Origin of the sequence: Anabaena sp. WFMT (assembly GCF_051781005.1) — a bacterium.
Lineage (GTDB): Bacteria > Cyanobacteriota > Cyanobacteriia > Cyanobacteriales > Nostocaceae > Anabaena.
This window is the reverse complement of record NZ_JBPWOA010000021.1, coordinates 1-22,049: the sequence shown is the minus strand read 5'-3', so window position 1 is coordinate 22,049 and position 22,049 is coordinate 1. Positions and strand designations below refer to the sequence as shown.

Sequence of the window (22,049 nt, the reverse complement as noted above, 5' to 3'; positions counted from 1 at the left end):
GTTCTCGGTTGAGTGAGATACCTCAACTGGCTTTAGCCAATCTTTCTACCCAACCTTGCTTACCTGTTTACGCAAACTTTGAACAGTAGAAATTACCTGTTGTGCGATCGTATCTATTTCTTCAAAAGTATTGAATCTGCCAATCCCAAAGCGCACCGAAGCATAGGCTAACTGTTCTGAATTTCCCAACGCTGTGAGAACATAGGAAGGTGCAGTATTTGCTGAAGAACAAGCAGAACCAGAAGACACGGCCATTACTTGTTGTAAACCCAGAGAAAGTGCAGCACCATCTACACCTTCAACACTAATATTTAAATTTCCTGCTAATCGCTTTTGAGGATGTCCATTTAAATGAATTCCCTCTACAGTAGATAAATGTTTCCACAATCTTTCTCTTAATTCCATTAGACGTTGGTTTTCTGTCTCTTGTTCTTCCAAAGCAATTGCCACAGCTTTACCAAAACCGACAATTTGCGGTGTATACAACGTACCAGAACGCATTCCCCGTTCGTGTCCACCTCCATGCTGCTGGGGAGCAATTTTAACTCTAGGGTTGCGTCTGCGAACATATAACGCCCCAATACCCTTTGGACCGTATACTTTATGGGCAGTGAGAGACATTAAATCAATGTTCATCGCTTCCACATCTAAGGATATTTTACCAATAGCTTGGGCTGCATCTGTGTGAAAAATGATTTGGCGTTGATGGCACATTTTTCCAATTTCTGCCAAAGGTTGTAAAACCCCAATTTCATTATTTGCTGCCATCACAGACACTAAAATTGTGTCAGGACGTAAAGCTTTTTCTAACTCATTTAAATCAATTAATCCATCTTTTTGAACTGGCAGAATTGTTATGCCAAAACCTAGACTTTTTAAATATTCGCAAGGATCTAAAACTGCCTTATGTTCCGTTGCAACAGTAATAATATGTTGACCTTTTTGAAAATAAGCTTCTGCTATACCTTTAATTGCTAAATTATTTGCTTCTGTTGCACCACTGGTAAAGACAATTTCTTCTGGTGTGGCGTTAATTGCATCTGCTAAAATTTCCCGTGTTTGTTTAACAGCAGCTTCTGATTCCCAACCGTAAACATGACTAATACTAGCTGCATTACCAAACTTTTCGGTAAAGTAAGGAATCATTGCTGTTAATACTCGTTCATCTACAGGAGTGGTTGCATGATTATCGAGATAGATAGGACGATTAGACATAATTAACTCAAAATTTGACCTATTTTTTTTAAAATTCTTAGAACTTGATAAAGTTCATTATTTCAGATCATAGAGGTGCTATTTCTATTTTAAAAGCTCTGGATAATTATGTTATTTTATTAACATGACACAGTGAGATAAAGTTTAAAGTACTTAACATTTTGAGAAAAAATGATAAAACTACTGTAGAAAATTTAACAAAATCCTGAGTAATTCGCAAAAATTCCCCTGTGGAAGAGTGTCAAGTCAGAAATACTTATTGCCAGAAAATCTGTAGTTATAGATACATGAATTTTATTGCTGTCAAAACTGTGAGCAAATTTATTGTAAAGGGTGACATCATGCACGATTGCAAGGGTTGATTGACGTGATAATAGGTAATGGGGAATAGGGATTGGGGGATAGTTTTGGCGATCCGATACCCAATGCCCAATATACAATGCCCTATTGGGAAAATGTTATGACGTTAATATTAGCTCTTGACTTTGGCGGAACTAAACTGGCAGCAGCGACGGTGAAAGCTGGTTCCAGAGAGTGGTTGCGCCATGAAAATCGCCTCTCACCTGTAAATGCGGATGCTTTGAGTGATGTAGAAATTATGCGATCGCTCATTGATTCTGTGCTAGATAGAAGTAAACCTGATGCCATCGGTGTCAGCTTTGGTGGCCCAGTAGACGCAGCCACCGGACTAGTCAGGCTTTCTCATCATGTCCCTGGCTGGGAAAACATTCCTCTCAAACTACTCCTAGAAGAAGAATATCATGCTCCTGTCAGCATAGATAATGACGCTAATGTGGCAGCTATCGGTGAACATCGCTTTGGGGCTGGACAGGGATACGATAGTCTGTTTTACATCACCATCAGCACCGGTGTAGGTGGAGGTTGGATACTTGACGGGAAGCCGTGGCGGGGTGCATTAGGTATGGCTGGAGAAATTGGTCATATGGTTGTAGATCCCGCTGGACCAGTATGTTTGTGTGGAAAAAGGGGATGTGTTGAACGTTTAGCTTCTGGCCCCTATATGGCACAAAATGCACGGGAACTTTTAGAGAAAGAAGCTCATAATTCCCCAACTAGTACAAGAGGAGAAATACTCAGGGATTTAGTAAGTAATGATCTAAACCTGATCACAGGACAAGTAGTCAGTACAGCAGCTGCTCAAGGGGATGAATTAGCACAGGCAGTTTTATACAAAGCCGCTTGGGCGCTAGGTGTGGGTATTGGCAATGTAGCTAATCTGATGAATCCCCAACGCTTTGTTTTAGGTGGTGGTGTCACTAAAGCTGGGGATAGTTTTTGGGCAACAGTACGCAAGGTAGCACAGGAAACAGCACTACCAGAAGTTAATTTTGAAGTTGTGCGGGCGTTATTAGGTGATGATGCGCCATTATGGGGGGCGGTGGCCTTGGGTTTAGATGTTATCCGGTGAAGAATGCTATTGATTTAGTCGTCTTGATCAGACTCTCATTAATGGTGGACAGAATCTGCCGATCCATTTGAGTTTAGATTGAGGAAATTATGATTGTAATTGTGATGGGAGTTGCGGGATCAGGCAAAACCACGATTGGTCAAGCACTTGCAGCCGCAATGGGATGGGAGTTTAGCGATGCAGACTGGTTTCATTCAGCCGCAGCCAAGGAAAAGATGAGTCGGGGAGAGCCACTAACTGATGCCGATCGCATACCTTGGTTACAGACGATGGGAGATGCGATCGCTCAATGGCTACAAGCAGATAAAAATGCCATCCTTGCCTGTTCCGCACTCAAAGTCAGCTATCGCCAGATTCTCTGTGACAATGATCCACGGGTAAAGTTAGTTTACCTCCAAGGTAGTTATGAGTTGATTGAACAGAGATTAGGCGATCGCATTGGTCATTTCATGAAAGCCGATCTTTTGCAAAGCCAGTTCGCTACTTTGGAAGAACCAACTGCCGCAGAAGCTATATATGTAGACGTTTCACAGAATTTAGAGGCGATCGTTCAGGAAATAAAAAATTACCTGTAGCTAGTTGTTCACCTTTCCACGGAACATCAAGAGCAGTGATAACAATAGATTAAACGTCTAAAAATTCACACACTCACTTCTTTAGCAATCCAAAATTTTATTGATATTAAAGCTTCAGAAAATTATTTTTTACTCAAAAATCAATGATTCAAACAATAATTGTCTTTCTCATCATTTGGCTAATAATTACTCTTATTTTAGTCAAGCCAATTCTCACTATTAAACAAAGAAACCGTCTAAAAAATCGTTCTTTTTCTCCTCTTTGGAATGCCATTATTGAAAATAATCTTCCCATTTATTTCTGTCTTTCTTCCGAACAACGAAGACGACTACAAGGACATATTCAAGTATTCTTAACCGAAAAGCAATTTATCGGCTGTAGAGGTTTACAAGTGACAGAGGAAATGAAACTGATTATTGCTGCTGTTGCCTGTTTACTTCTACTCAATGAAAGAAGACAATATTTCCCCAGACTGCGTTCAATTCTGGTTTATCCCAGTGCGTATATTGTTAAGGAAACTGCTGCTATTGGCGATTATATTGTTGAGGAAAGGCGTGTCGCCAGACTAGGAGAATCGTGGACAAAAGACCAATTAATATTGTCTTGGGAACAGGTAAAACAGGACACTATTAGCTGGCAAGATGGACGTAATGTTGTCCTGCACGAATTTGCTCATCAGTTAGATCAAGAAGATGGAAAAGCTAAAGGTGTTCCTATTTTGCAACGCAACTCAGACTATCCAATTTGGGCTAAGGTGATGACCGAAGCATATCAGCAACTTTGTCATGATATTCTCCAAGGTATAAATACTGTTATAGATAGTTATGGCACAACGAATCCCGCAGAATTTTTTGCTGTAGCGACTGAGACTTTCTTTGAAAAACCACACCAATTGTTATCTCATCATCCGGCAGTTTATCAGCAACTACAACATTATTACCAATTAGATCCTGTGCAGTGGAATTATCCTTCTCTGAAGAAACACGTTCAGTAGGTTTTTAAACAGGGATGAGTGGCAAACCAAGAGCCTGAGCCTTTTGAGCAACAGTTCCTGGTATTTTTGCTTATATTAATCCATAAGAGTTTGGCAATTTGTCACCTGCCCCACTTACTCAACGAGTGTTAGTCGTTATTAGTCGGGGTGGATTTGCTCACTTCTCTCTGGGTAAGTGAGAGGCTTTTTTTTGTTTTAGGGACTTCCAAATAAAAAAATCCCCAATTCGTAGGGTGGGTTAGCGCAGCATAACCCACCATTATCCCCTAAATTTATGGTGGGTTACGGACTAACGTCCTAACCCACCCTACGATTTTTGGGTAATTTATTTTTTGGTGTTCCCTTAGCTAAAATATCTGCATTAAATACATTATTGAGAAATAATATTATTAGTTATCGAGTAGGATCGCCATGACAGTTTCAGTTTCACAACAAGCTTATACGGATTTAGTTGAAGAAGCTCAACACAATGGTGAGATCATCCATCATCAAACTGATTCTGAAAGAATCTATAGATTGCCAAAGTGTTTTGGCAGAGGAGTCGATCGCATTACTGAGTTGCGTAACGGACTGATTATTCATATTAGACAAGCCCAACTGCGGCAACCTCTAAGATTAGAACAGCAACATGAGTCTTCATTTCCACTCACGGCAAAATTTTATCTATCCAGTTGTTCTAGAGTCACAACACCGAGTGCTATAGGTATTAATAATGACTATGAAGAAACCCACGGTTATAACTACCTTTACTGCTTGCCCAATGTCTTAGAATACGAGGAATGGCGGGCGGAAGAACAAATCCAGTTAGTAATGATCTACGCAGATATCGACTATTTCAGATTGTTCAATTCGGATTATGAATCCCTACCAGAAATATTGCGGCAGATGATTGAAACAGGCTCACCAACACAGTTTCATCAATCTTTTGGTAAAAGCACTATCGCAATGCAAGAAATACTCAAGCAAATCCTGTGTTGCCCTTATCAGGGAATTATCAGGCAAATGTATCTTGAAGCCAAAGCTCTGGAATTATTGATTTTACAGTTTACCAATTGGACAGAAACCCCACATCAGTCAGCTGCGGCAAAGTTACGAAAAGATGACATTGAGCGACTAGATGCAGCAAAAGATATTTTGATCCGGACAATGAATAACCCCCCAACCCTATTAGAGTTAGCCCGACAAGTAGGACTTAACGAGCGCAAACTAAAACAGGGATTTCGCCAAGTCTTTGGGACAACAGTTTTCGGCTACCTACAAGACTATCGGTTACAACAAGCCCAACAGTTGCTGAAAAAACGGGATATGTCAATTGCCAGAGTTGCCACAGCCATAGGTTATACCAATCCAGAGGCATTTAGCGTGGCATTCCGACGCAAATTTGCAGTCGGTCCCAAAGCCTATCAAATGGGTAAAAATTACTAACCTTTTTTAAGAAAGTCCGTTTCACAAAGAAAAAAGTCCGTTTCACAAAGAAATTCTAGAGGTTAACTTCGTATAATTTTTTCACTCACTTTTGCAAAAGATTCTTAACTAATAGCTAACTAGCCTGATCGGGGTTTAGTTGCAAGGATTCGTCAGGACGTAAAATATGAAGATATCAATTTTCCTAGCAGGAGCATTAGCCCTTGTCGCTGTTCAACCTGTATGGGCTGAAAGTATCAGCAAGATGGAAGTGGAAGGAAAAAAATCCCTCACTCCCACCAAAAAAAGACAGAAGGTTGTAGAAGGGCAAGTAGACAATATTCCCTACCTCAGTGACTTTGTTAGTCCCACTAGGACTGTAAAAGGATGGCTATCTCAAGCAAATTCAGCAGTTATACAGGTAACTGGTGTGAAAGCTAATCCCACCGATAAAGGTGTAGAGATACTTCTAGAAACTTCCCAAGGAGACAAATTACAGCTTACAAATCGCAGTACTGGTAATAGCTACATCACTGATATTGCTAATGCACAATTACGTTTACCGAGTGGAGAATCCTTCACATTTCGTTCTGAGAATCCCATAGCAGGCATTACTGAGATTACTGCCACAAATCAAGATAATAATACTATCCGAGTCAGCATAATTGGTGAAACAAGTTTACCAACTGCCGAGTTGTTTGATAGTGATGAGGGATTAATTTTTGGTTTGACACCTGTTGTCGCTTCATCACCACCCCAACAGCCAGCAACTCAATCAGAGGGTGAAACCCAGACAGAACAGCCATCAGCAGCAACACAGTCAGAGGGTGAAACCCAGCCAGAACAGCCATCAGCAGCAGCAGACGAGCCAATTGAATTGGTGGTGACAGGGGAAAAAACCGGATATCAAGTCCCTAATACGGCAACAGTAACCCGCACGGATACACCACTTATTGATGTTCCTCAGTCAATTCAGGTTATTCCTCAAGAAATACTGAAAGACCAGCAAATTACTCGCATAGATGAGGCACTCCGCAATGTCCCTGGCGTGGTTGGCAGTGCTAACTCTATTGTAGGTAATCGAATAACAATTCGCGGTTTTAGTACTGCCAGCCTCCCGATTTTACGCGATGGCTTTCGATTATACGACAACTTTTCTTCGCCAGAAGCGTCAAATCTAGAACGGATTGAAGTCTTAAAAGGCCCTGCTTCAGTGCAGTATGGTCAGCTAGACCCTGGTGGAGTAATTAACCTGGTTACAAAACAACCATTATCAGAACCATTTGCCGAAGTTAAAGCTCAATTTGGTAGTTATGGACTGGTACGGCCTAGCTTTGATATTTCTGGGCCTTTGACCTCTGATGGCAAATTACTCTATCGGTTGAATGCGGTTTACCAAACAGAAGATGGGTTTCGTGACTTTAATACAGAAACGGAAAATTTCTTTATTGCACCTAGTTTGACATGGAATATTAGCGATCGCACCAAGTTAAACTTTTCCCTGGAATATCTCGATAGAACAAGACCGTTTGATACTGGTCTAATTGCTTTTGGCAATGGTCTGGCTGATGTTCCTTATAGTCGCATTTTCAACGATCCTAATGACTCTATTGATTCGTCTTCTCTCAACATTGGCTATAACTTAGACCATCGCTTTAGTGATAACTGGACTCTACGCAATGCCTTCCGATATGTCAAACAAGATGCAACACTTCAAGCCACCCTTCCTGGTTCCTTGAATGAAACCACAGGAATTCTCACTCGCACCTATGCTCTACAAGAGTCGCAATCAGATGAGTATTCACTGCAAACTAATGCCGTTGGTAAGTTTACTACAGGTTCTATCAAACATACACTTCTAGCTGGTGTTGATTTTAACAAGAGTGTTGTAGATACGTCAGTTTTTCGAGGTGGATCAACTACCTTAAATATCTTTAACCCAGTCTACGGTTTTCCACCTAGAACAAATTTTGCCACTCTAACGCCCAGAAGGATGAATGAGGAATTCACCAGATTAGGCTTCTATTTGCAAGATCAAATAGCATTGAATGAACAATTTATGGTGCTTGCCGGGTTACGCTACGATACCGTCGATTTTAAAGATCTTCTGACAGATGCAACTAAATACGATGATGCCTTCAGTCCAGTAATTGGTCTGGTTTATAAACCGCTCAAAAATGTTTCTGTTTACACTAGCTACTCTCGCTCATTTGTGCCAAGTTTTGCTGTCGATGCTGACAACAATTATTTAGAAGCAGAACGTGGTGCAGGTTACGAAATCGGTATCAAAGCTGAATTACTCCAAGGCAATCTTTTGGCGACATTAGCCTATTTTGACATTACCAAACAGAATGTATCCACAGCTGACCCTGACGTTTTGGGAGCATCTGTAGCCACTGGTGAACAGAAAAGTCGCGGTCTTGAAATTAGTGCCACTGGCACAATTGCACCAGGATGGAACATTATTGCTGGCTACGCCTATACTGATACCGAAATTACCGAAGATAATACCATACCTGTTGGTAATCGCTTACCAGGCACTCCCAAACATACTGCCAATCTGTGGACAACCTACGAAATTCAAGAGGGTAGTTTACAAGGCTTAGGTTTTGGAATTGGCTTCAATTATGTTGACAAGCGGTTTGGCAACTTCCAAAATAATTTCGAGGTAGATAGTTATTTCCTAACTAATGCGGCTCTATTTTATCGCAAAAATAACTGGCGAGTTGGGCTGAACTTTAACAACCTCTTCGATATCGACTATATCAGTAGTGCTGCCACGTTGACCAGAACTCGCTCTATTGAACCAGGGCAACCATTTACTGTAGTTGGCTCAATTGCGGTGGAATTTTAGGAAATAAATGAAAGCGAAAAAAACATTGAGGATTATATTGACCAGCTTAAAATTTTTTTTGCTGGCTATAATCACCATGTTGATGATCACAGCTTGCGTGAATCGGGGAACTCAACATACTGTTAGTAAACAATGGCATTCCAGCACCGAATGCCAAGTTATTGAACATGAAATGGGGAAAACCAAGATTTGTGGTCAACCTCAGAAAATTGTGACCCTTAGCCCCAATACATTAGAACTCCTACTTTCCCTGGATGTACAACCAGTTGGATTTGCTGATTATATCCCATTGCATCGGGGTGATTATAACAATCCCAGTCAGCAAATTCCCTATTTGGGGGAGAGATTATCTGGTCAGTTAGTTAATGTAGGCATTGCTAATAGTCCTTCTGTTGAGGCATTACTCAAAGTTAAACCAGATTTAATTGTAGGTACTGAATACAATAGAGAACAGTATGAGATGCTTTCAAAAATTGCTCCGACACTGTTATTTCCCAGGTTTAATGCTGCAAATAATCTGCGAGCAATTGCTAAATTGTTGGGACGTTCCGAAAAAGCAGAACAAATATTAGCTGAAAGTAAACAGCGATTAGCTGCTGCTCAAAAAGCATTGTCTCCTATTGTGGCAGATCATCCTCAAGTGCTGATGTTAGTCTCTCTTGGTCAGTCGATTTCAGAGCAACTGAGGTTTCCCCGCCGTGATAGTTTCTGTGATTCTATGGTGACAAATTTGGGATTTAAATTAGTATCTCCGCAAAGTTTGGTGCCGTCAAATAAAAGTATTCCCCCACCACTTTCTATAGAAAAGTTGCCCGAATTTCGTAGTGCAGATTCAATTATTTTGCTAGGAGGAAACTTTAGCCAACTTCATCCTAGTAATAAGAATTACTTTGAACCTCAACTGAAAAAACTCAAGCAGCAGTGGTCAGAAAATGCGATCGCTCAAATTATGCCAGCGAGTCAGGAAGGTCGAGTATATTTTATCCCTGCCTATCTTTGTCTAGGATTACCAGGGCCAATTGGTACAGAACTTTACCTCAATGAACTACAAAAACAACTACTCTCCCCCCCAGGAAAATGACAACCCCAAAACTCTTATCCGATTGTCAATTTTGCTCTGTTGTTTCCAAAAATAACGGTGAAGACCCTATTGGTACAGCGAATAAAAGCGATACTTGGTTAGTTGTGGAAGCCGCACTACCCTGGACAGAAGAACACTTGCACAGCGATCCAATTCTCAGCCAAGTTCACGATTTATTTCATGAATTGGAAAATCGGCACATCCCAGTCATGCCAATTGCGATCGCACCTGACCGAGAGTATTCTATCCCCGGATATGTCCGCGCCCTACATTACAAACGCCCTACAACAAGCTTTGCTGAGTTTGAAAAGCAAGAATTTTTAATCCCTGAAAGTCACATCGGTCAGTTTACTGCCGGTTTTTTAGAACACCCCAACGACCTAGATCAATTTCAACCATACCAACAGCCTCAAAATCACATTCGTGAGATTCTGGTTTGTACCCACGGAAATGTAGATGTTGCTTGTTCTCGGTTCGGTTATCCTATTTATCAAAAGTTACGCCAGGAGTATGCAGCCGCATCTTCTGGAAATTTGCGAGTTTGGCGCTGTTCTCACATTGGTGGTCATCAATTTGCACCGACTCTGTTTGACCTGCCCACAGGACAATTTTGGGGACATATTGAACCAGATATTTTAGATGCCTTAGTTTGGCGTAACACCCCAGTTAAACAACTGCGCCAGTTTTATCGGGGTTGGTCAGGAATGACAAAATTTGAGCAAATAGTCGAGCGCGAAATTTGGATGCAGCATGGCTGGGAATGGCTTGGATACCACAAATCTGGTCAAGTATTAGCTCAAGATACAACAAACGATGAGTGGAATGCAGATTGGGCAGAAGTTCGCATTGATTTCACCTCTCCAGATCACAGCAGCCAAGGTAGTTATTTAGCAAGAGTGGAAGCTTGTGGTCAAGTAATGACTGCTTTTAATTCTGGTGAAGAACAACCTTTAGAAGCTGTGAAACAGTATGCCATTAAGCAACTGATGACTGTGTAATCCATTTCACGAAAAGCTTGATACAAACCATTGGTGTTTCATTCTTTCCCCCCTGCACCCTGCACCCTGCCTCCTGCCTCCTGCCTCCTGCCTCCTGCCTCCTGCCTCCTGCCCCCTGCCCCCTGCCCCCTGCCTACTTAGTAGCCCATTCTCCATATTTGCCGTGCGTACCTTCATGATTATTTGGTGCGGTCAGATCGTCTCTGCGATCGGCAGCGCCATGACTCGCTTTGCTCTGACTATTTGGGTTTGGCAATTAACTGGAGAGGTGACAACCATAGCCTTATTTAGTTTCTTTTACCAACTCCCACTCATATTTGTTTCTTTATTTGCTGGAGTTCTCGTAGACCGTTATCGCCGTAAATATCTAATAATTTTGGGCGACACCATCGCCATTCTCTGTACCATCATCATTGGATTGCTCTACGCTACTAACAATTTACAAATTTGGCATCTTTACTTGCTAGTTGCCATATCTGGTTGCTTTGGACATATCCAAAATCTGGCCTATTCTGCTTCTATCCCTTTGCTGGTTCCAAAGCAGCATTACACTCGTGCTAGTAGTATGAGTTCTTTGGTTCAACACGCCTCCGCAATCATTTCTCCAGCCTTAGCTGGTATTTTTTATCCAGCGATCGGTTTATTAGGCATTATTGTGATTGATATTGCTACCTTTGCTATAGCCGCAGGAACAGTTATTTTCCTTTCCATACCTCAACCTGCTAGTACAGAGACAAGCAACAAAGAAGGGGAAACAATTTGGCAACAGTTAGCCTTTGGTTTTCGCTACATCCTGTCACGACCGAGTTTGTTGTCCATGACGATCGCATTCTCGTTTTTTTGGTTTGCTCACCAATTAGCGGAAACTATCTTTCAGCCCATGATTCTCGCCCGCACAGGTGGTAACACCGAGATTTTAGGTGTGGTTATGACTGCGGCTGGAGTGGGTGGCGTGGTTGGCGGCTCATTTTTAAGTATTTGGGGAGGATTTAAGCGCCGAATTAACGGGATGCTGCTGGGTTTTATTGGTACTGGCTTGAGCAAAATTTTATTAGGTATAGGTCAAATACCATTAATTTGGATTGGTACTAGTTTTTGTTCTGCTTTCAACCTTCCCCTATTATTTAGTTCCAGTATTGCCATTTGGTATGCCAAAGTTGAGCCAAGTATCCAAGGGCGGGTTTTTGCTGCTGACCATACAATGGGCATGATTATTGGTACAGTTGCTAGTTTAATTGCTGGCCCACTAGCTGACAAAGTTTTTGAACCAGCGATGAAACCAGGCGGACTGTTGTCATCTACCTTGAGTCCCGTCTTTGGTACAGAAACTGGTAGTGGTATGGCTCTTTTGTATGTAATTACTTCAATATGCGTTGTGTCAGTTGGGATTAGTGGCTATTTTTTTCCAAAACTGCGGAATGTGGAGGATATTCTGCCTGATCATGATGCTGATGTTTCTTGAGGAGTTCAGGAGTCAGCCCTTCGGCTTCGCTCAGGGCAAGGAGTCAGGAGTTCAGGAGTTAGTATTTGGTTGTTTACCTGCTGCAATATTTGCCAGATATCCTCTACCCAGTCAAGGTGTTCTGGTTTGATTAAGCATGAACGCAGACAAGTCAGGTAGTCTTGGTCAGGCTCAATTTCTGGATGGGCATCAATAAAAAATTTTATAGGAAGATGAGCGATCGCTACTTGACAACCTAATTCCAATTCCTCAAGTGCCTCAAACAGTAATTTCAAACTTTCTTTTCATAGCATCAATTTCAAAATACTGATTAATTTGCTTTTTCATTTTGATGGAACGGACAACCAGCAGATACTTTAAAATTCGGGTCAATCAACCGCCAGCGATTTTGAGAAAATCTATCCAATACATCCACAGCAGTACTATTGTCACATCTTAAGCTACCAGCTTCACCACCACCAAACTTTTCACAAACAGCTTTATGGGACTTAGCCAAACTAAAATAAGCAGCTACTAATTTGTGATGTTGAGGCTCAAGATCAGGCGGTAATCGTTCAAACACCGGTCGGAGTCTTTTCCATATCTTCACCAGCCAAGAATGCTCCCAAGACATAAGTCCACTGAAGTCATTAGATTGAACGTAAGGAGGAGCCATTGTCGGACGTACTTGACTTTCATACTCTTTCCTACTAAAACTGCCAGCAAGCTCCATCGCTGCTCCCGATGCCATCATCAATTCAGCCGCCGTTTCTAACTCAATTTGTGCCGCTGGGATGTTGCCTAATGCCAGATTCATTTCAAACCGACTCAAACAAATAATCAAACCTTGAGTATTAATAAAAAATGACCAATGAAATCCTTCCCAAATTTGTTGCGGATCATTTTTAATATCAATCATGAAATTTTCTCCAGACATAAACTAAAAACTCTTGATAACAAATATGTATAAGTTTCAAATCCTTTCTTTTGCATTTCTATATGGATAGGGTCGAAATCATCAAAATTTTGACTAAGTTCCAGAAAATTTCTATACACTAAAAGTAAACTCCTCACCAGACAGATAGCAGGTTCCTGAGTTTGGATATGCATCACACCAAAATAATTATCAAAATCTTCCACCTCAACAGTTTTCAGAGAAGTTTCTGTAGATGATATTTCTGCTGTAATTACATCTGTTATTTCCAAGTTTGCCAATGCTTGATTAACGATAATAAGTGCTTCTTGAACTCCAGGTTGTTTAAGAGCCAGTAACAACTGATTAAGTGCTTCGTATAACTTAGTTTTATCAACTTCATTGAGTTCCTGCTCGATAGGTAAATCCCAAGGAACAAGTAAATGTAGTTGGACAGAAAAATGATTTTTGGTCATATCAGGGCAGAATTTATATTAGGGTTGATGCATTGATAGCCCTATTGACCGAAAAAAGGACTGAGTTAGGACTAAAGTTGCGTGTCACACCAGAAATCTATTGTAGGGTGTGGTTCGGCAAGCTCACCAACCACGTCAGATATCAAAAATCCGTTTATTTACTAGATTTTTGATATCTGATGCACCTTACCAATGTGCCAGTTGCGTAAGTCCTGTGAGTATTGCTAATGCATATACAAAACAAAAGTTTTGTATTTTGTTTAATCCACATTTTCAAACACTACCATTAGGGAAAAACCCTGCCGATTGTATTTCATTAATGCTATCTTTCATTGCCTGCACAATATAGTCAACATCTTCATCTGTATGAGATGTGGATAAGAAACCCCCGCCCTCACCTCGCAGCAAAACTCCTCTATCAAACAGGTGATAGCGCAATAAATCCAGACCCATCATTATAGAAGCAACGTCCCCAGACAAAAATTCTTCCCGAAAAATTGGTCCAAAAAATGAGCCAAAATTAGCCATGCGAATAGGTAAATGCTTGGCTGTAAAAAAGACATTTAATCGTTCTACATATTGTGCAGTCCGTTGATTTAATTCTTCTTGTAGAGAAGAACCTTGCAATTTTAAATACTTAAGAACTGCCCAAGCCGCAGCCATAGATAGTGGATGCTTACAGTGAGTACCAGCAAAAAATGTTCTTTCTACTTCAGGGGAAGAAGTATCACCATAATTCCACATACCACCATCAATTTTATCCATGTAGATAGCTTTGCCAGCAATCACACCAATCGGCATTCCCCCACCAACAACTTTACCGTAAGTTGCTATATCTGCTTCCACACCAAACCAAGCCTGAGCGCCGCCCAAATGCAAGCGAAAACCAGTTATCATTTCATCAAAAATTAAAGTTATACCTGATTTTTGTGTTAGTTGTCTGAGTTGTTGTAGAAACTCTTGAGGCTGTAAATCTGGCCGTCGCGTCTGTATAGGTTCAACCAATACAGCTGCTAATTCATCTTGATAGGTTTTGATAATCTCTAATGACTGAGAACTCCCATAATCTAAAATCAAGACATCTTCAATCATACCTGGCAAAACTCCAGGTGCTATAGGTACTACATCAGAATTTTTATTCGTTTGAGCTTTAGCTAAAGTACCATCAAAATGACCATGATAAGCACCCGAAAAGATAGCAATTTTACTGCGCTTTGTAGCCGCTCTCGCCAAACGAATCGCTGTCATTACAGCTTCTGTACCTGTATTACTAAAAGCGACTCGTTCCATACCTGTCATTTCACTAATTAATTGAGCTACTTCACCAACCACTTCCGATTGAGGTCCCAGGGGTATTCCTTTCTCCAGTTGCTCTATAATTGCTTCTTGAATAAACAGTGGATTGTGACCTAAAAGATTGGCTCCAAATCCCATAATGATATCTACATATTCATTATCATCAATGTCCCAAATCCGAGATCCTTTAGCTTTTTTTCCCACAATTAGATAGCACATCTCTTTTGTGGAAAGATTAAACCAGTCTGGTACTCTGGGGTCAGCTAGTAACGGACGATAGGCTTGGGTCATTTTTTTTGAAGTCTGTGTCCGTTTGGTATAGCGTTCAATTAACGCTGTCAAATGTTGCTGTTTCATATCTGGTGTTTTTACTTGCATTAAATTTCTATCCTTCCTTTTGCTTATTTTAAGTTGATCAAATAATTGCTAATTCGTAATTAAATTTGCAGCTATCACATTAATTTATTAATTGAATAGCTTTCAATTTATGGGATGTTTGATTTCCTGCAAATTGGAAGTAAGAATTACGAAGCACAGCTATTTTTTTGATTTGTGAGCTACAAAATATACTAATTTATTGTCTTTAGCAGTAGCTAAACCAAGTTTATGATTATAGGCATTAACATTTGTAAAACCAACTTCTGATAATGCTGATTTAATCTCTGCTTGAGAATAAGGTTTTACGGAAAAAGTAATTGCAGAATGCCCCCAGTCTTGATCTAGTAGTTGTAATAATGTTGAGGGTTTCAGATAGCGCAAAAAATTATTGTAAACAGAGCGTTTTATCTGCTGTACAATCAAGTCAATTTGTTTATATTTTTTACTTGATTGACTATTATTTGGTTGAAAGATAGTGATTGTAAATGTACCTATTTTTGCTTCTGCATTATAGGTTTCACCAACACTCCAGGCATAGTTCTCTTGGAGTTCACCATCATTGAATACTATGTTGCGATATCGGTTTTCAAGACCTAAATCAAAAAAGAATCTAGTGTTTTCTTTCATGGCTGCATACACATTACGAAAAACACTTTTAAGTTCTTCAAGACTCATGATATGGTTAAGAGCAGAATCAGTGCAGATAACTGCATCAAAAGTATTTGGTAATTCAAATGAGCGTGCATCACCTAAAAGAAATTTAGCATTAGGTGCATTTTTTTGAGCATAGTGCAACATCTTTTCTGAACCATCAAGTCCAGTTACTTGATAACCTTTGAGAATTAGCAGATTTGTTAATTGTCCAGTACCACAACAAAGGTCAAGAATTTGCCCTCCGACAGGAAGATGTGATAAGACTAATTGTTCCAATTTTGGTAACAAACGACGAGAGGCTAGGTGTGCTTCTGATTCGTTATATAACCAAGCCCAAGGGTCGTAATCTGTGTAGCGCATTTGTGAATTCATCAAATATGTTCCTTGAATTAAATAAGATAAAAAACAAACAATTGATTCTTTTCTGCTTCTAAAGTGTGAGGGAAAAATATCTAAATTCTAATGCACCGATATAGAAGCGAGAAAACCATGATCGATGAGATATGAAATGTAGGTATTTAGCAACTTTTCATCAATAGGTGGACAGGTAATAGATGTACCTGTAAGTCCATCGAGTGTATTTTGACAATCAAATTTTAAAACTGTGTTATCCGTGGTTTTAGCTGGAGAGAATCTGCTGGGAAAAAGTGAAACCAAGGGATATAAAGCGTGTTCGGGTGAATTTTCGGCTATATTCAGTAGTTGTGTATGCCATTGGTCGTAACCAACTTGCTGAATAGAGTATCCAAGCGATCGCATTTTTTCAAATAGTACACTTGAACAAACAGGTTGAGGATGAACGAAGTGAAAAGCCTGATTCCAGGACGCTGATTGCTTTGATAAATGAACAATAGCCTGACTGGTATAATCTACCGGAATTAGATCCAGCATCATTCCCTGATCTGGAATACTCCCTAACTGCACACAACCGATAATTAACCTGTACAAAAAGTCATTGACATTAAACACACCTGTTTGGCTGTGTCCTGATATGCGTCCTAGTCGATAAATACAAACAGGAAGACCCCGCAAACCAGCTTCAGTCACTAATTTTTCGGCAACCCATTTACTTTGGTTATAACCACCCAATGGTACTTGTCCATCATCAATATTATCCTCTTCTCGGACTACTTTCACACCAGAATCACCCACCGCAGAGAAAACGCTGGTAGCAGACATGAAATGTACAGGTTTAGTTTTCACCTCACAGGCCAACCTCAAAACTTCTTGAGTTCCAAAAACATTGGTAGTTTTCAGTAACGAGTAGGGAGAAGCATGATTTACCCAAGCGCCATTATGATAAATTACATCAATGCACTCAGCCATCTTTTGAAATTCTGCTTCACCAACACCCAAAAAAGGCTGTGATAAATCTCCAAGCACAGGAATAACTCTATGACTATAATCTTCATCCCCAAGTAAATAAGACTCCAAGCATTTTTGTAGCTTTTGCCTAGCTGACTCCCTATCTTTTCCCCTCACCAAACAGTAAATAACTGCCGATGTTTGTTGCAGGAGTTCGTGCAGTAAAAAAGCTCCCAGAAAACCAGTTGCTCCAGTTAATAAAATAGAATTGACTTCACAGTTTTGGGTGACTACAGTTGGAGGATAAATTGTCGAGTCTAAAACAGCATCAGCCCTCAGCAATGCTAAAGTTTCACCACTATTTTCAGGTACAATTCCCCTAATTTGGATATTTTCAATCCGTTCAGCCAAACCTGCAACAGTCGGCACTTCAAACAGATCAATCACCGTTAACTCTACCTGAAAAGCCTTGAACAAACGAGCAATTAATTGTGTTGCCAGTAATGAATGTCCTCCCAACTCAAAGAAATCATCATCAACACCCACCTGCTTAACCCGAAGTACCTGAGCAAAAATTTCCGCCAAAATCGACTCTATTGGGGTACGAGGAGCAACATAAACTGCGTCTAACTCAGGTCGAATCGTCTCAGGTACTGGCAAAGCGCGACGGTCTACTTTACCATTAGGATTCAATGGTAAGCCTGGCAAGATCACGAAAACCGCAGGAACCATATACTTGGGCAAAGTTTTTTCAATGAAGCGGCGTAAATCACTGGTAGTAGGAATAGTTTCTGACTCAGGAACAACATAAGCCACTAGACGTTTTTCACCAAGATGATCCTGAACTACAACCACAGTTTCTCGGACTGCTGGGTGTTGGGAAAGCAACACTTCAACCTCTCCCAGTTCAATGCGAAAACCACGAATTTTAACTTGATGATCGACACGACCAAGAAGCTTGATGTTACCATCTTTGAGATAACAACCTAAATCCCCAGTTTTGTAAAGACGGCTACCTGGTTGATGATTAAACGGGTTGGAAATGAAAGCCTCCGCAGTTTTTTCAGGAAGGTTGAGATAACCCCGTGCCAAACCAACTCCACCAATGTATACTTCACCCACAACTCCCACAGGGACAAGTTGATGCTGGCTATCTAAAATGTATAACTGCTTATTGGCAGCAGGACGAATAGTAGGCGATATTTGACCCCCATTACCACATTCCACCATACTGGCGTTTACCGTCGTTTCAGTGGGGCCATAGGCGTTAATAAATAGTCGCCCCTTTGACCATTGTTCGATCATTTCTACAGAAGGCGCTTCTCCTCCTACTAACACCATTTGCAACGCTGGTAAATCTTCAGGCGTTAATGCTGCTAGGGCTGACGGAAGTATGGTGATATGGGTGATAGCTTGTTCGCGCAATAACCGCATTAAGGGCATTCCTGGTTGTAACTCCTCTGGGGTTGCTAAGTGGAGGGCTGCACCAGAACCAAGCGCGATAACTATTTCGGGGATAGAAGCATCAAAACTGAAGGAGAAAAATTGGAGGACGCGACTATCAGGTTTGACGCGACAAGTGCGAATTTTGTCTTGGGTTAAGTTTACCAATCCCTCATGATTAACTAACACACCCTTGGGATTTCCCGTAGAACCGGAGGTGTAAATTAGATAAGCTAGGTTTTTGGTTGTTACGCCACTTATTGGGTTTTCATCACTGTATTGACTAATTTTTTCCCAGTTTGCATCTAAGGAAATTATTTGTCCTGAATAATCAGGTAGTCTTGTAACTAAATTCTGAGTTGTCAATAAAATCGGGATTTGAGAATCTGACAACATGAAAGCCAAGCGTTCTTGGGGGTATGCAGGATCTAAAGGTAGATAAGCCCCACCAGCTTTGAGGATGCCCAATAATGCTACGATCATTTCTAGCGATCGCTCTACACAAATTCCCACAATAGTCTCAGGTACTACACCCAGCTTTTGCAAGTATTGTCCCAGTTGATTAGCCCGTTGATTTAACTGCCGATAGGTTAAATATTGATCCCCAAAAACCACTGCAACTGCATCTGGAGTTTGTGCAACTTGGGCTGCAAATAACTCATGGAAGCACAAATCTGGGGGATAATCTGTTTGAGTATCATTCCACTCCACCAACAACTGATGCTGTTCAGATATCGTTAATAAAGGTAATTCCCCAATTCGCTGTTCTGGATCATTAACAATACCCAATACCAAAGTTTGAAAATGCTCCACCATGCGGTCAATAGTTACATCATCAAACAAATCTGTGTTGTATTCTAATACCCCCGTCAATCCTGCGGAAGTTTCACGCATATCTAGAATTAGATCTAACTTAGCAGTAGAGTTTGTTTGGGCTAGGGGAGTAATAGTTAAATCAGGAAGTATGATATCTAGATCAGGCGTATTTTGTAACACAAACATCGTCTGAAACAGAGGACTGTAGCTCAAATCCCGCTCAGGTTGCAACTCCTCTATCAATTTTTCAAAAGGCAAATCTTGATGATCGTAAGCTTCCCAAGTCACCTGTCGCACCCGACCGAGTAATTCCCAAAAAGTTGGGTTGCCAGAAAGGTCAGTACGCAACACCAAAGTATTGACAAAAAAGCCAATCAATCCTTCAATTTCCACCCGATTCCGGTTAGCAATAGGTGAACCAACCAATAAATCTACTTGAGAAGTGTAACGGTAGAGTAAGACTTTAAATACCGTTAGTAGAGTCATAAAAAGAGTAACTTCTTTCTTTTGACTCAGAACTTTCAGCGCCTCAGTCAGTTCAAGAGACAAACAAAAAGATTTACTCGCACCCCGGAATGTCTGAACTCTGGGACGAGGACGGTCTGTAGGCAATTGTAATATCGGTAAATTACCGCCAAGTTGTTGCCTCCAGTAAGTAAGTTGAGCCGATAGTACATCACCCTGTAACCACTGACGCTGCCAATTAGCAAAGTCAGCATATTGGATAGATAATTCTGGAAGTAGGGATGGTTTTCCATCACAAAAAGCTGTATACAAATCCTTTAATTCTCCCAGGAAAATGCCTATAGACCAGGCATCGGAGATAATATGATGCATAGTCAACAGCACTACATACTCAGTCTCATCTAGATGCAAAACAGTAATTCGTAGCAGGGGGTCTTGAGCTAAATTAAAAGGTTTTTGGGCTTCCTCATGAGCTAAATGTAAAACTTCAATTTCCCGCTCCTCTTGACTCAAATCTCGCAGATTTATAACTGGCAGCACCCTGGGGGCAAAGGGGTTAATTACCTGGAATGGCTGACCGTCTAAAGCCTGGAAATTAGTACGCAGAACTTCATGACGACGGATGATTTCGTGACAGCTTTGTTCAAAAGCGGGTAAATTCAATAAACCAACCAGACGCACCGCAGCAGGTATGTTGTAAAAGGAACTATTTTGTTCCATTTGGTCGATGAACCAAAGCCGTTGTTGAGCAAAAGATAAGAGGATATTTTTCGTTCGAGAAATGGGAAGAATAAACTGAGCTTGTGAATTGAAAGTTAATTCAGCTTGGGTGAGAAACTCCAAAATTTCGGCTTTGCGTTCAGAAATCTGACTGCTGAGGTTTGGGGTCAATACTTCCTCTGGAGCATTACAACGTAGGCGTTGATCTTCTACCCAAAGTGTTACATCCAAACTATAAAGATAAGATAAAAATTCATCAATAGTTTTCATAATTCAATTTCCTTTCGACCTGGCTGCATAATGAGAGAAGACCGCGAAACCTGGGTGAGAGCTAAACGCATTGTTTCTATCCGCTCTGCTAAACCAGCTATAGTTGGTCGCTCAAACAAACTCCGCAGAGGCAACTCCAGCTTGAATGCTTCACGCAACCGAGAAATAACTTTAGTTGCTAACAAAGAATGTCCTCCCAAGGCAAAGAAATTGTCATGAATGCTGACTTTTTCTAGTCTTAAAACATCAACATATATAGCAGCTAATGTTTTCTCTATAGATGTGCGTGGTGGAACAAAAACAACTTCACTATCTCTGAGAAATGTATCGGGTATAGGTAAAGCTTTGCGATCTACTTTGCCATTAGGTGTTAATGGTAATGCCTCAAGCATGACAAACACATTTGGGATCATGTAATCTGGCAGTCTCAATTCTAAAAATTGCCGCAATTGAGCAATTATCAACTCTTGTTCTGAGTAGGGAACTAGATATGCTACCAAACGTTGAAAATCCGCTTTATCTGAGTGAACTATAACTACAGATTCTCGCACATCTGGATGTTGACTAATAACTGATTCAATTTCTCCTAATTCAATCCGAAAGCCGCGAATCTTAACTTGATAATCAACACGACCAATATATTCAATCTCACCATTAGATAAATATCGAGCTAAATCACCAGTTTTATAAAGACGACTATCTAATTCCTCACTAAAAGGATGGGGAATAAATTTCTCTTTGGTCAAATCTGGACGATTTAAATAACCTCTAGCCAGTCCAACCCCACCAATATGTAATTCCCCAGGTACACCCACAGGAGTAGGTTTTCCTTGGCTATCGAGAATATAAATTTGGGTATTAGCAATGGGGCGACCAATAGGCACAAATGGCAATTGACTATGAGGCTGACATTGCCAAAAAGTCACATCAATTGCTGCTTCCGTTGGGCCATACAAGTTATGCAATTCAGCATCCAGACGGGCAAAAAAGCGGTCTTGTAAAGTTTTAGCTAGAGCTTCTCCACTGCAAATCACCCGTTTGAGACAGCTACAAGATTCCAACCCTAACTCCTCTAAAAACACTTGCAGCATGGAAGGGACAAAATGCACCGTTGTGATTTGCTCTTGAGCAATTAGTTGGACTAAATAAGCACTATCTTGATGTCCTCCTGGTTGGGCAATTACCAATTTTGCTCCGGTGATTAATGGCCAGAAAAACTCCCAAACTGAAACATCAAAACTGAAAGGAGTTTTTTGTAAAACCCGGTCTTGTGGTGTTAATTTATAAGTATCTTGCATCCACAACAAACGATTACACAGCC

The 22,049-nt window shown here is 40.7% G+C and carries 16 protein-coding genes; 8 read left to right on the top strand and 8 right to left on the bottom strand.

The window, feature by feature from the left end:
- Window positions 1-45 precede the first annotated feature (45 nt).
- Entirely contained in the window at window positions 46-1,215 is a 1,170-nt protein-coding gene (locus tag ACSQ6I_RS13745) for an IscS subfamily cysteine desulfurase (RefSeq protein ID WP_438890876.1), read from the bottom strand.
- A gap of 460 nt (window positions 1,216-1,675) precedes the next feature.
- Between ACSQ6I_RS13745 and ACSQ6I_RS13740 the strand changes: the two genes are divergently transcribed.
- The 8 genes from ACSQ6I_RS13740 to ACSQ6I_RS13705 all read left to right on the top strand — a co-directional run bounded on the left by ACSQ6I_RS13740 (window position 1,676) and on the right by ACSQ6I_RS13705 (window position 12,013).
- On the top strand, window positions 1,676-2,644 hold the full coding sequence (locus ACSQ6I_RS13740; RefSeq protein WP_438890875.1) for an ROK family protein: 969 nt from the start codon (window positions 1,676-1,678) through the stop codon (window positions 2,642-2,644).
- 89 nt (window positions 2,645-2,733) lie between these two features.
- A complete protein-coding gene (locus ACSQ6I_RS13735) occupies window positions 2,734-3,219 on the top strand; it encodes a gluconokinase (protein WP_438890874.1) in 486 nt (161 codons plus the stop codon).
- Window positions 3,220-3,362: 143 nt separating this feature from the next.
- Window positions 3,363-4,214 (top strand): M90 family metallopeptidase, encoded by an 852-nt coding sequence (locus ACSQ6I_RS13730; RefSeq protein ID WP_438890873.1) that lies wholly within the window; start codon window positions 3,363-3,365, stop codon window positions 4,212-4,214.
- Between the two features lie 411 nt (window positions 4,215-4,625).
- Window positions 4,626-5,639, top strand: coding sequence for a helix-turn-helix transcriptional regulator (locus ACSQ6I_RS13725; RefSeq protein ID WP_438890872.1), 1,014 nt, complete (start codon window positions 4,626-4,628; stop codon window positions 5,637-5,639).
- A 166-nt stretch (window positions 5,640-5,805) separates the two neighbouring features.
- A complete protein-coding gene (locus ACSQ6I_RS13720; RefSeq protein ID WP_438890871.1) occupies window positions 5,806-8,472 on the top strand; it encodes a TonB-dependent siderophore receptor in 2,667 nt (888 codons plus the stop codon).
- Between the two features lie 76 nt (window positions 8,473-8,548).
- Complete coding sequence (locus ACSQ6I_RS13715) at window positions 8,549-9,553, top strand: ABC transporter substrate-binding protein (protein WP_438890870.1); 1,005 nt, start codon at window positions 8,549-8,551, stop codon at window positions 9,551-9,553.
- Window positions 9,550-10,551 carry a sucrase ferredoxin gene (locus ACSQ6I_RS13710; RefSeq protein ID WP_438890869.1) on the top strand — a complete coding sequence of 334 codons (1,002 nt, stop codon included), beginning with the start codon at window positions 9,550-9,552 and terminating at the stop codon, window positions 10,549-10,551. Before ACSQ6I_RS13715 ends, ACSQ6I_RS13710 begins: the two co-directional genes overlap by 4 nt.
- Before the next feature lie 154 nt (window positions 10,552-10,705).
- A complete protein-coding gene (locus ACSQ6I_RS13705) occupies window positions 10,706-12,013 on the top strand; it encodes an MFS transporter (RefSeq protein ID WP_438890921.1) in 1,308 nt (435 codons plus the stop codon).
- Window positions 12,014-12,018: 5 nt separating this feature from the next.
- On the opposite strand, the gene ACSQ6I_RS13700 is transcribed toward ACSQ6I_RS13705, so the two are convergent.
- The 7 genes from ACSQ6I_RS13700 to ACSQ6I_RS13670 all read right to left on the bottom strand — a co-directional run.
- Complete coding sequence (locus ACSQ6I_RS13700; protein WP_438890868.1) at window positions 12,019-12,288, bottom strand: hypothetical protein; 270 nt, start codon at window positions 12,286-12,288, stop codon at window positions 12,019-12,021.
- Window positions 12,289-12,323: 35 nt separating this feature from the next.
- Complete coding sequence (locus ACSQ6I_RS13695) at window positions 12,324-12,911, bottom strand: siderophore biosynthesis protein (RefSeq protein ID WP_438890867.1); 588 nt, start codon at window positions 12,909-12,911, stop codon at window positions 12,324-12,326.
- Window positions 12,908-13,381, bottom strand: a complete 474-nt coding sequence (locus ACSQ6I_RS13690) for a hypothetical protein (RefSeq protein ID WP_438890866.1) — start codon at window positions 13,379-13,381, stop codon at window positions 12,908-12,910. The genes ACSQ6I_RS13695 and ACSQ6I_RS13690 overlap by 4 nt, the downstream gene beginning before the upstream one ends.
- 273 nt (window positions 13,382-13,654) lie before the next feature.
- Window positions 13,655-15,055, bottom strand: coding sequence for an aspartate aminotransferase family protein (locus ACSQ6I_RS13685; protein ID WP_438890865.1), 1,401 nt, complete (start codon window positions 15,053-15,055; stop codon window positions 13,655-13,657).
- 159 nt (window positions 15,056-15,214) lie between these two features.
- Window positions 15,215-16,081 carry a class I SAM-dependent methyltransferase gene (locus ACSQ6I_RS13680; RefSeq protein WP_438890864.1) on the bottom strand — a complete coding sequence of 289 codons (867 nt, stop codon included), beginning with the start codon at window positions 16,079-16,081 and terminating at the stop codon, window positions 15,215-15,217.
- An 87-nt stretch (window positions 16,082-16,168) separates the two neighbouring features.
- Window positions 16,169-20,728, bottom strand: coding sequence for an amino acid adenylation domain-containing protein (locus ACSQ6I_RS13675; RefSeq protein ID WP_438890863.1), 4,560 nt, complete (start codon window positions 20,726-20,728; stop codon window positions 16,169-16,171).
- On the bottom strand, window positions 20,725-22,049 hold a 1,325-nt coding region (locus tag ACSQ6I_RS13670), incomplete at its 5' end, for an AMP-binding protein (RefSeq protein ID WP_438890862.1). The genes ACSQ6I_RS13670 and ACSQ6I_RS13675, both read right to left, overlap by 4 nt.

Excerpts from the sequence above, each read along its gene's own strand:
- ACSQ6I_RS13685 (WP_438890865.1), bottom strand. The coding sequence starts at position 15,055 with ATGCAAGTAAAAACACCAGATATGAAACAGCAACATTTGACAGCGTTA.
- ACSQ6I_RS13675 (WP_438890863.1), bottom strand. The coding sequence starts at position 20,728 with ATGAAAACTATTGATGAATTTTTATCTTATCTTTATAGTTTGGATGTA.
- ACSQ6I_RS13710 (WP_438890869.1), top strand. The coding sequence starts at position 9,550 with ATGACAACCCCAAAACTCTTATCCGATTGTCAATTTTGCTCTGTTGTT.
- ACSQ6I_RS13740 (WP_438890875.1), top strand. The coding sequence starts at position 1,676 with ATGACGTTAATATTAGCTCTTGACTTTGGCGGAACTAAACTGGCAGCA.
- ACSQ6I_RS13725 (WP_438890872.1), top strand. The coding sequence starts at position 4,626 with ATGACAGTTTCAGTTTCACAACAAGCTTATACGGATTTAGTTGAAGAA.
- ACSQ6I_RS13730 (WP_438890873.1), top strand. The coding sequence starts at position 3,363 with ATGATTCAAACAATAATTGTCTTTCTCATCATTTGGCTAATAATTACT.
- ACSQ6I_RS13695 (WP_438890867.1), bottom strand. The coding sequence starts at position 12,911 with ATGATTGATATTAAAAATGATCCGCAACAAATTTGGGAAGGATTTCAT.
- ACSQ6I_RS13680 (WP_438890864.1), bottom strand. The coding sequence starts at position 16,081 with ATGAATTCACAAATGCGCTACACAGATTACGACCCTTGGGCTTGGTTA.
- ACSQ6I_RS13715 (WP_438890870.1), top strand. The coding sequence starts at position 8,549 with ATGTTGATGATCACAGCTTGCGTGAATCGGGGAACTCAACATACTGTT.
- ACSQ6I_RS13735 (WP_438890874.1), top strand. The coding sequence starts at position 2,734 with ATGATTGTAATTGTGATGGGAGTTGCGGGATCAGGCAAAACCACGATT.
- ACSQ6I_RS13720 (WP_438890871.1), top strand. The coding sequence starts at position 5,806 with ATGAAGATATCAATTTTCCTAGCAGGAGCATTAGCCCTTGTCGCTGTT.
- ACSQ6I_RS13690 (WP_438890866.1), bottom strand. The coding sequence starts at position 13,381 with ATGACCAAAAATCATTTTTCTGTCCAACTACATTTACTTGTTCCTTGG.
- ACSQ6I_RS13745 (WP_438890876.1), bottom strand. The coding sequence starts at position 1,215 with ATGTCTAATCGTCCTATCTATCTCGATAATCATGCAACCACTCCTGTA.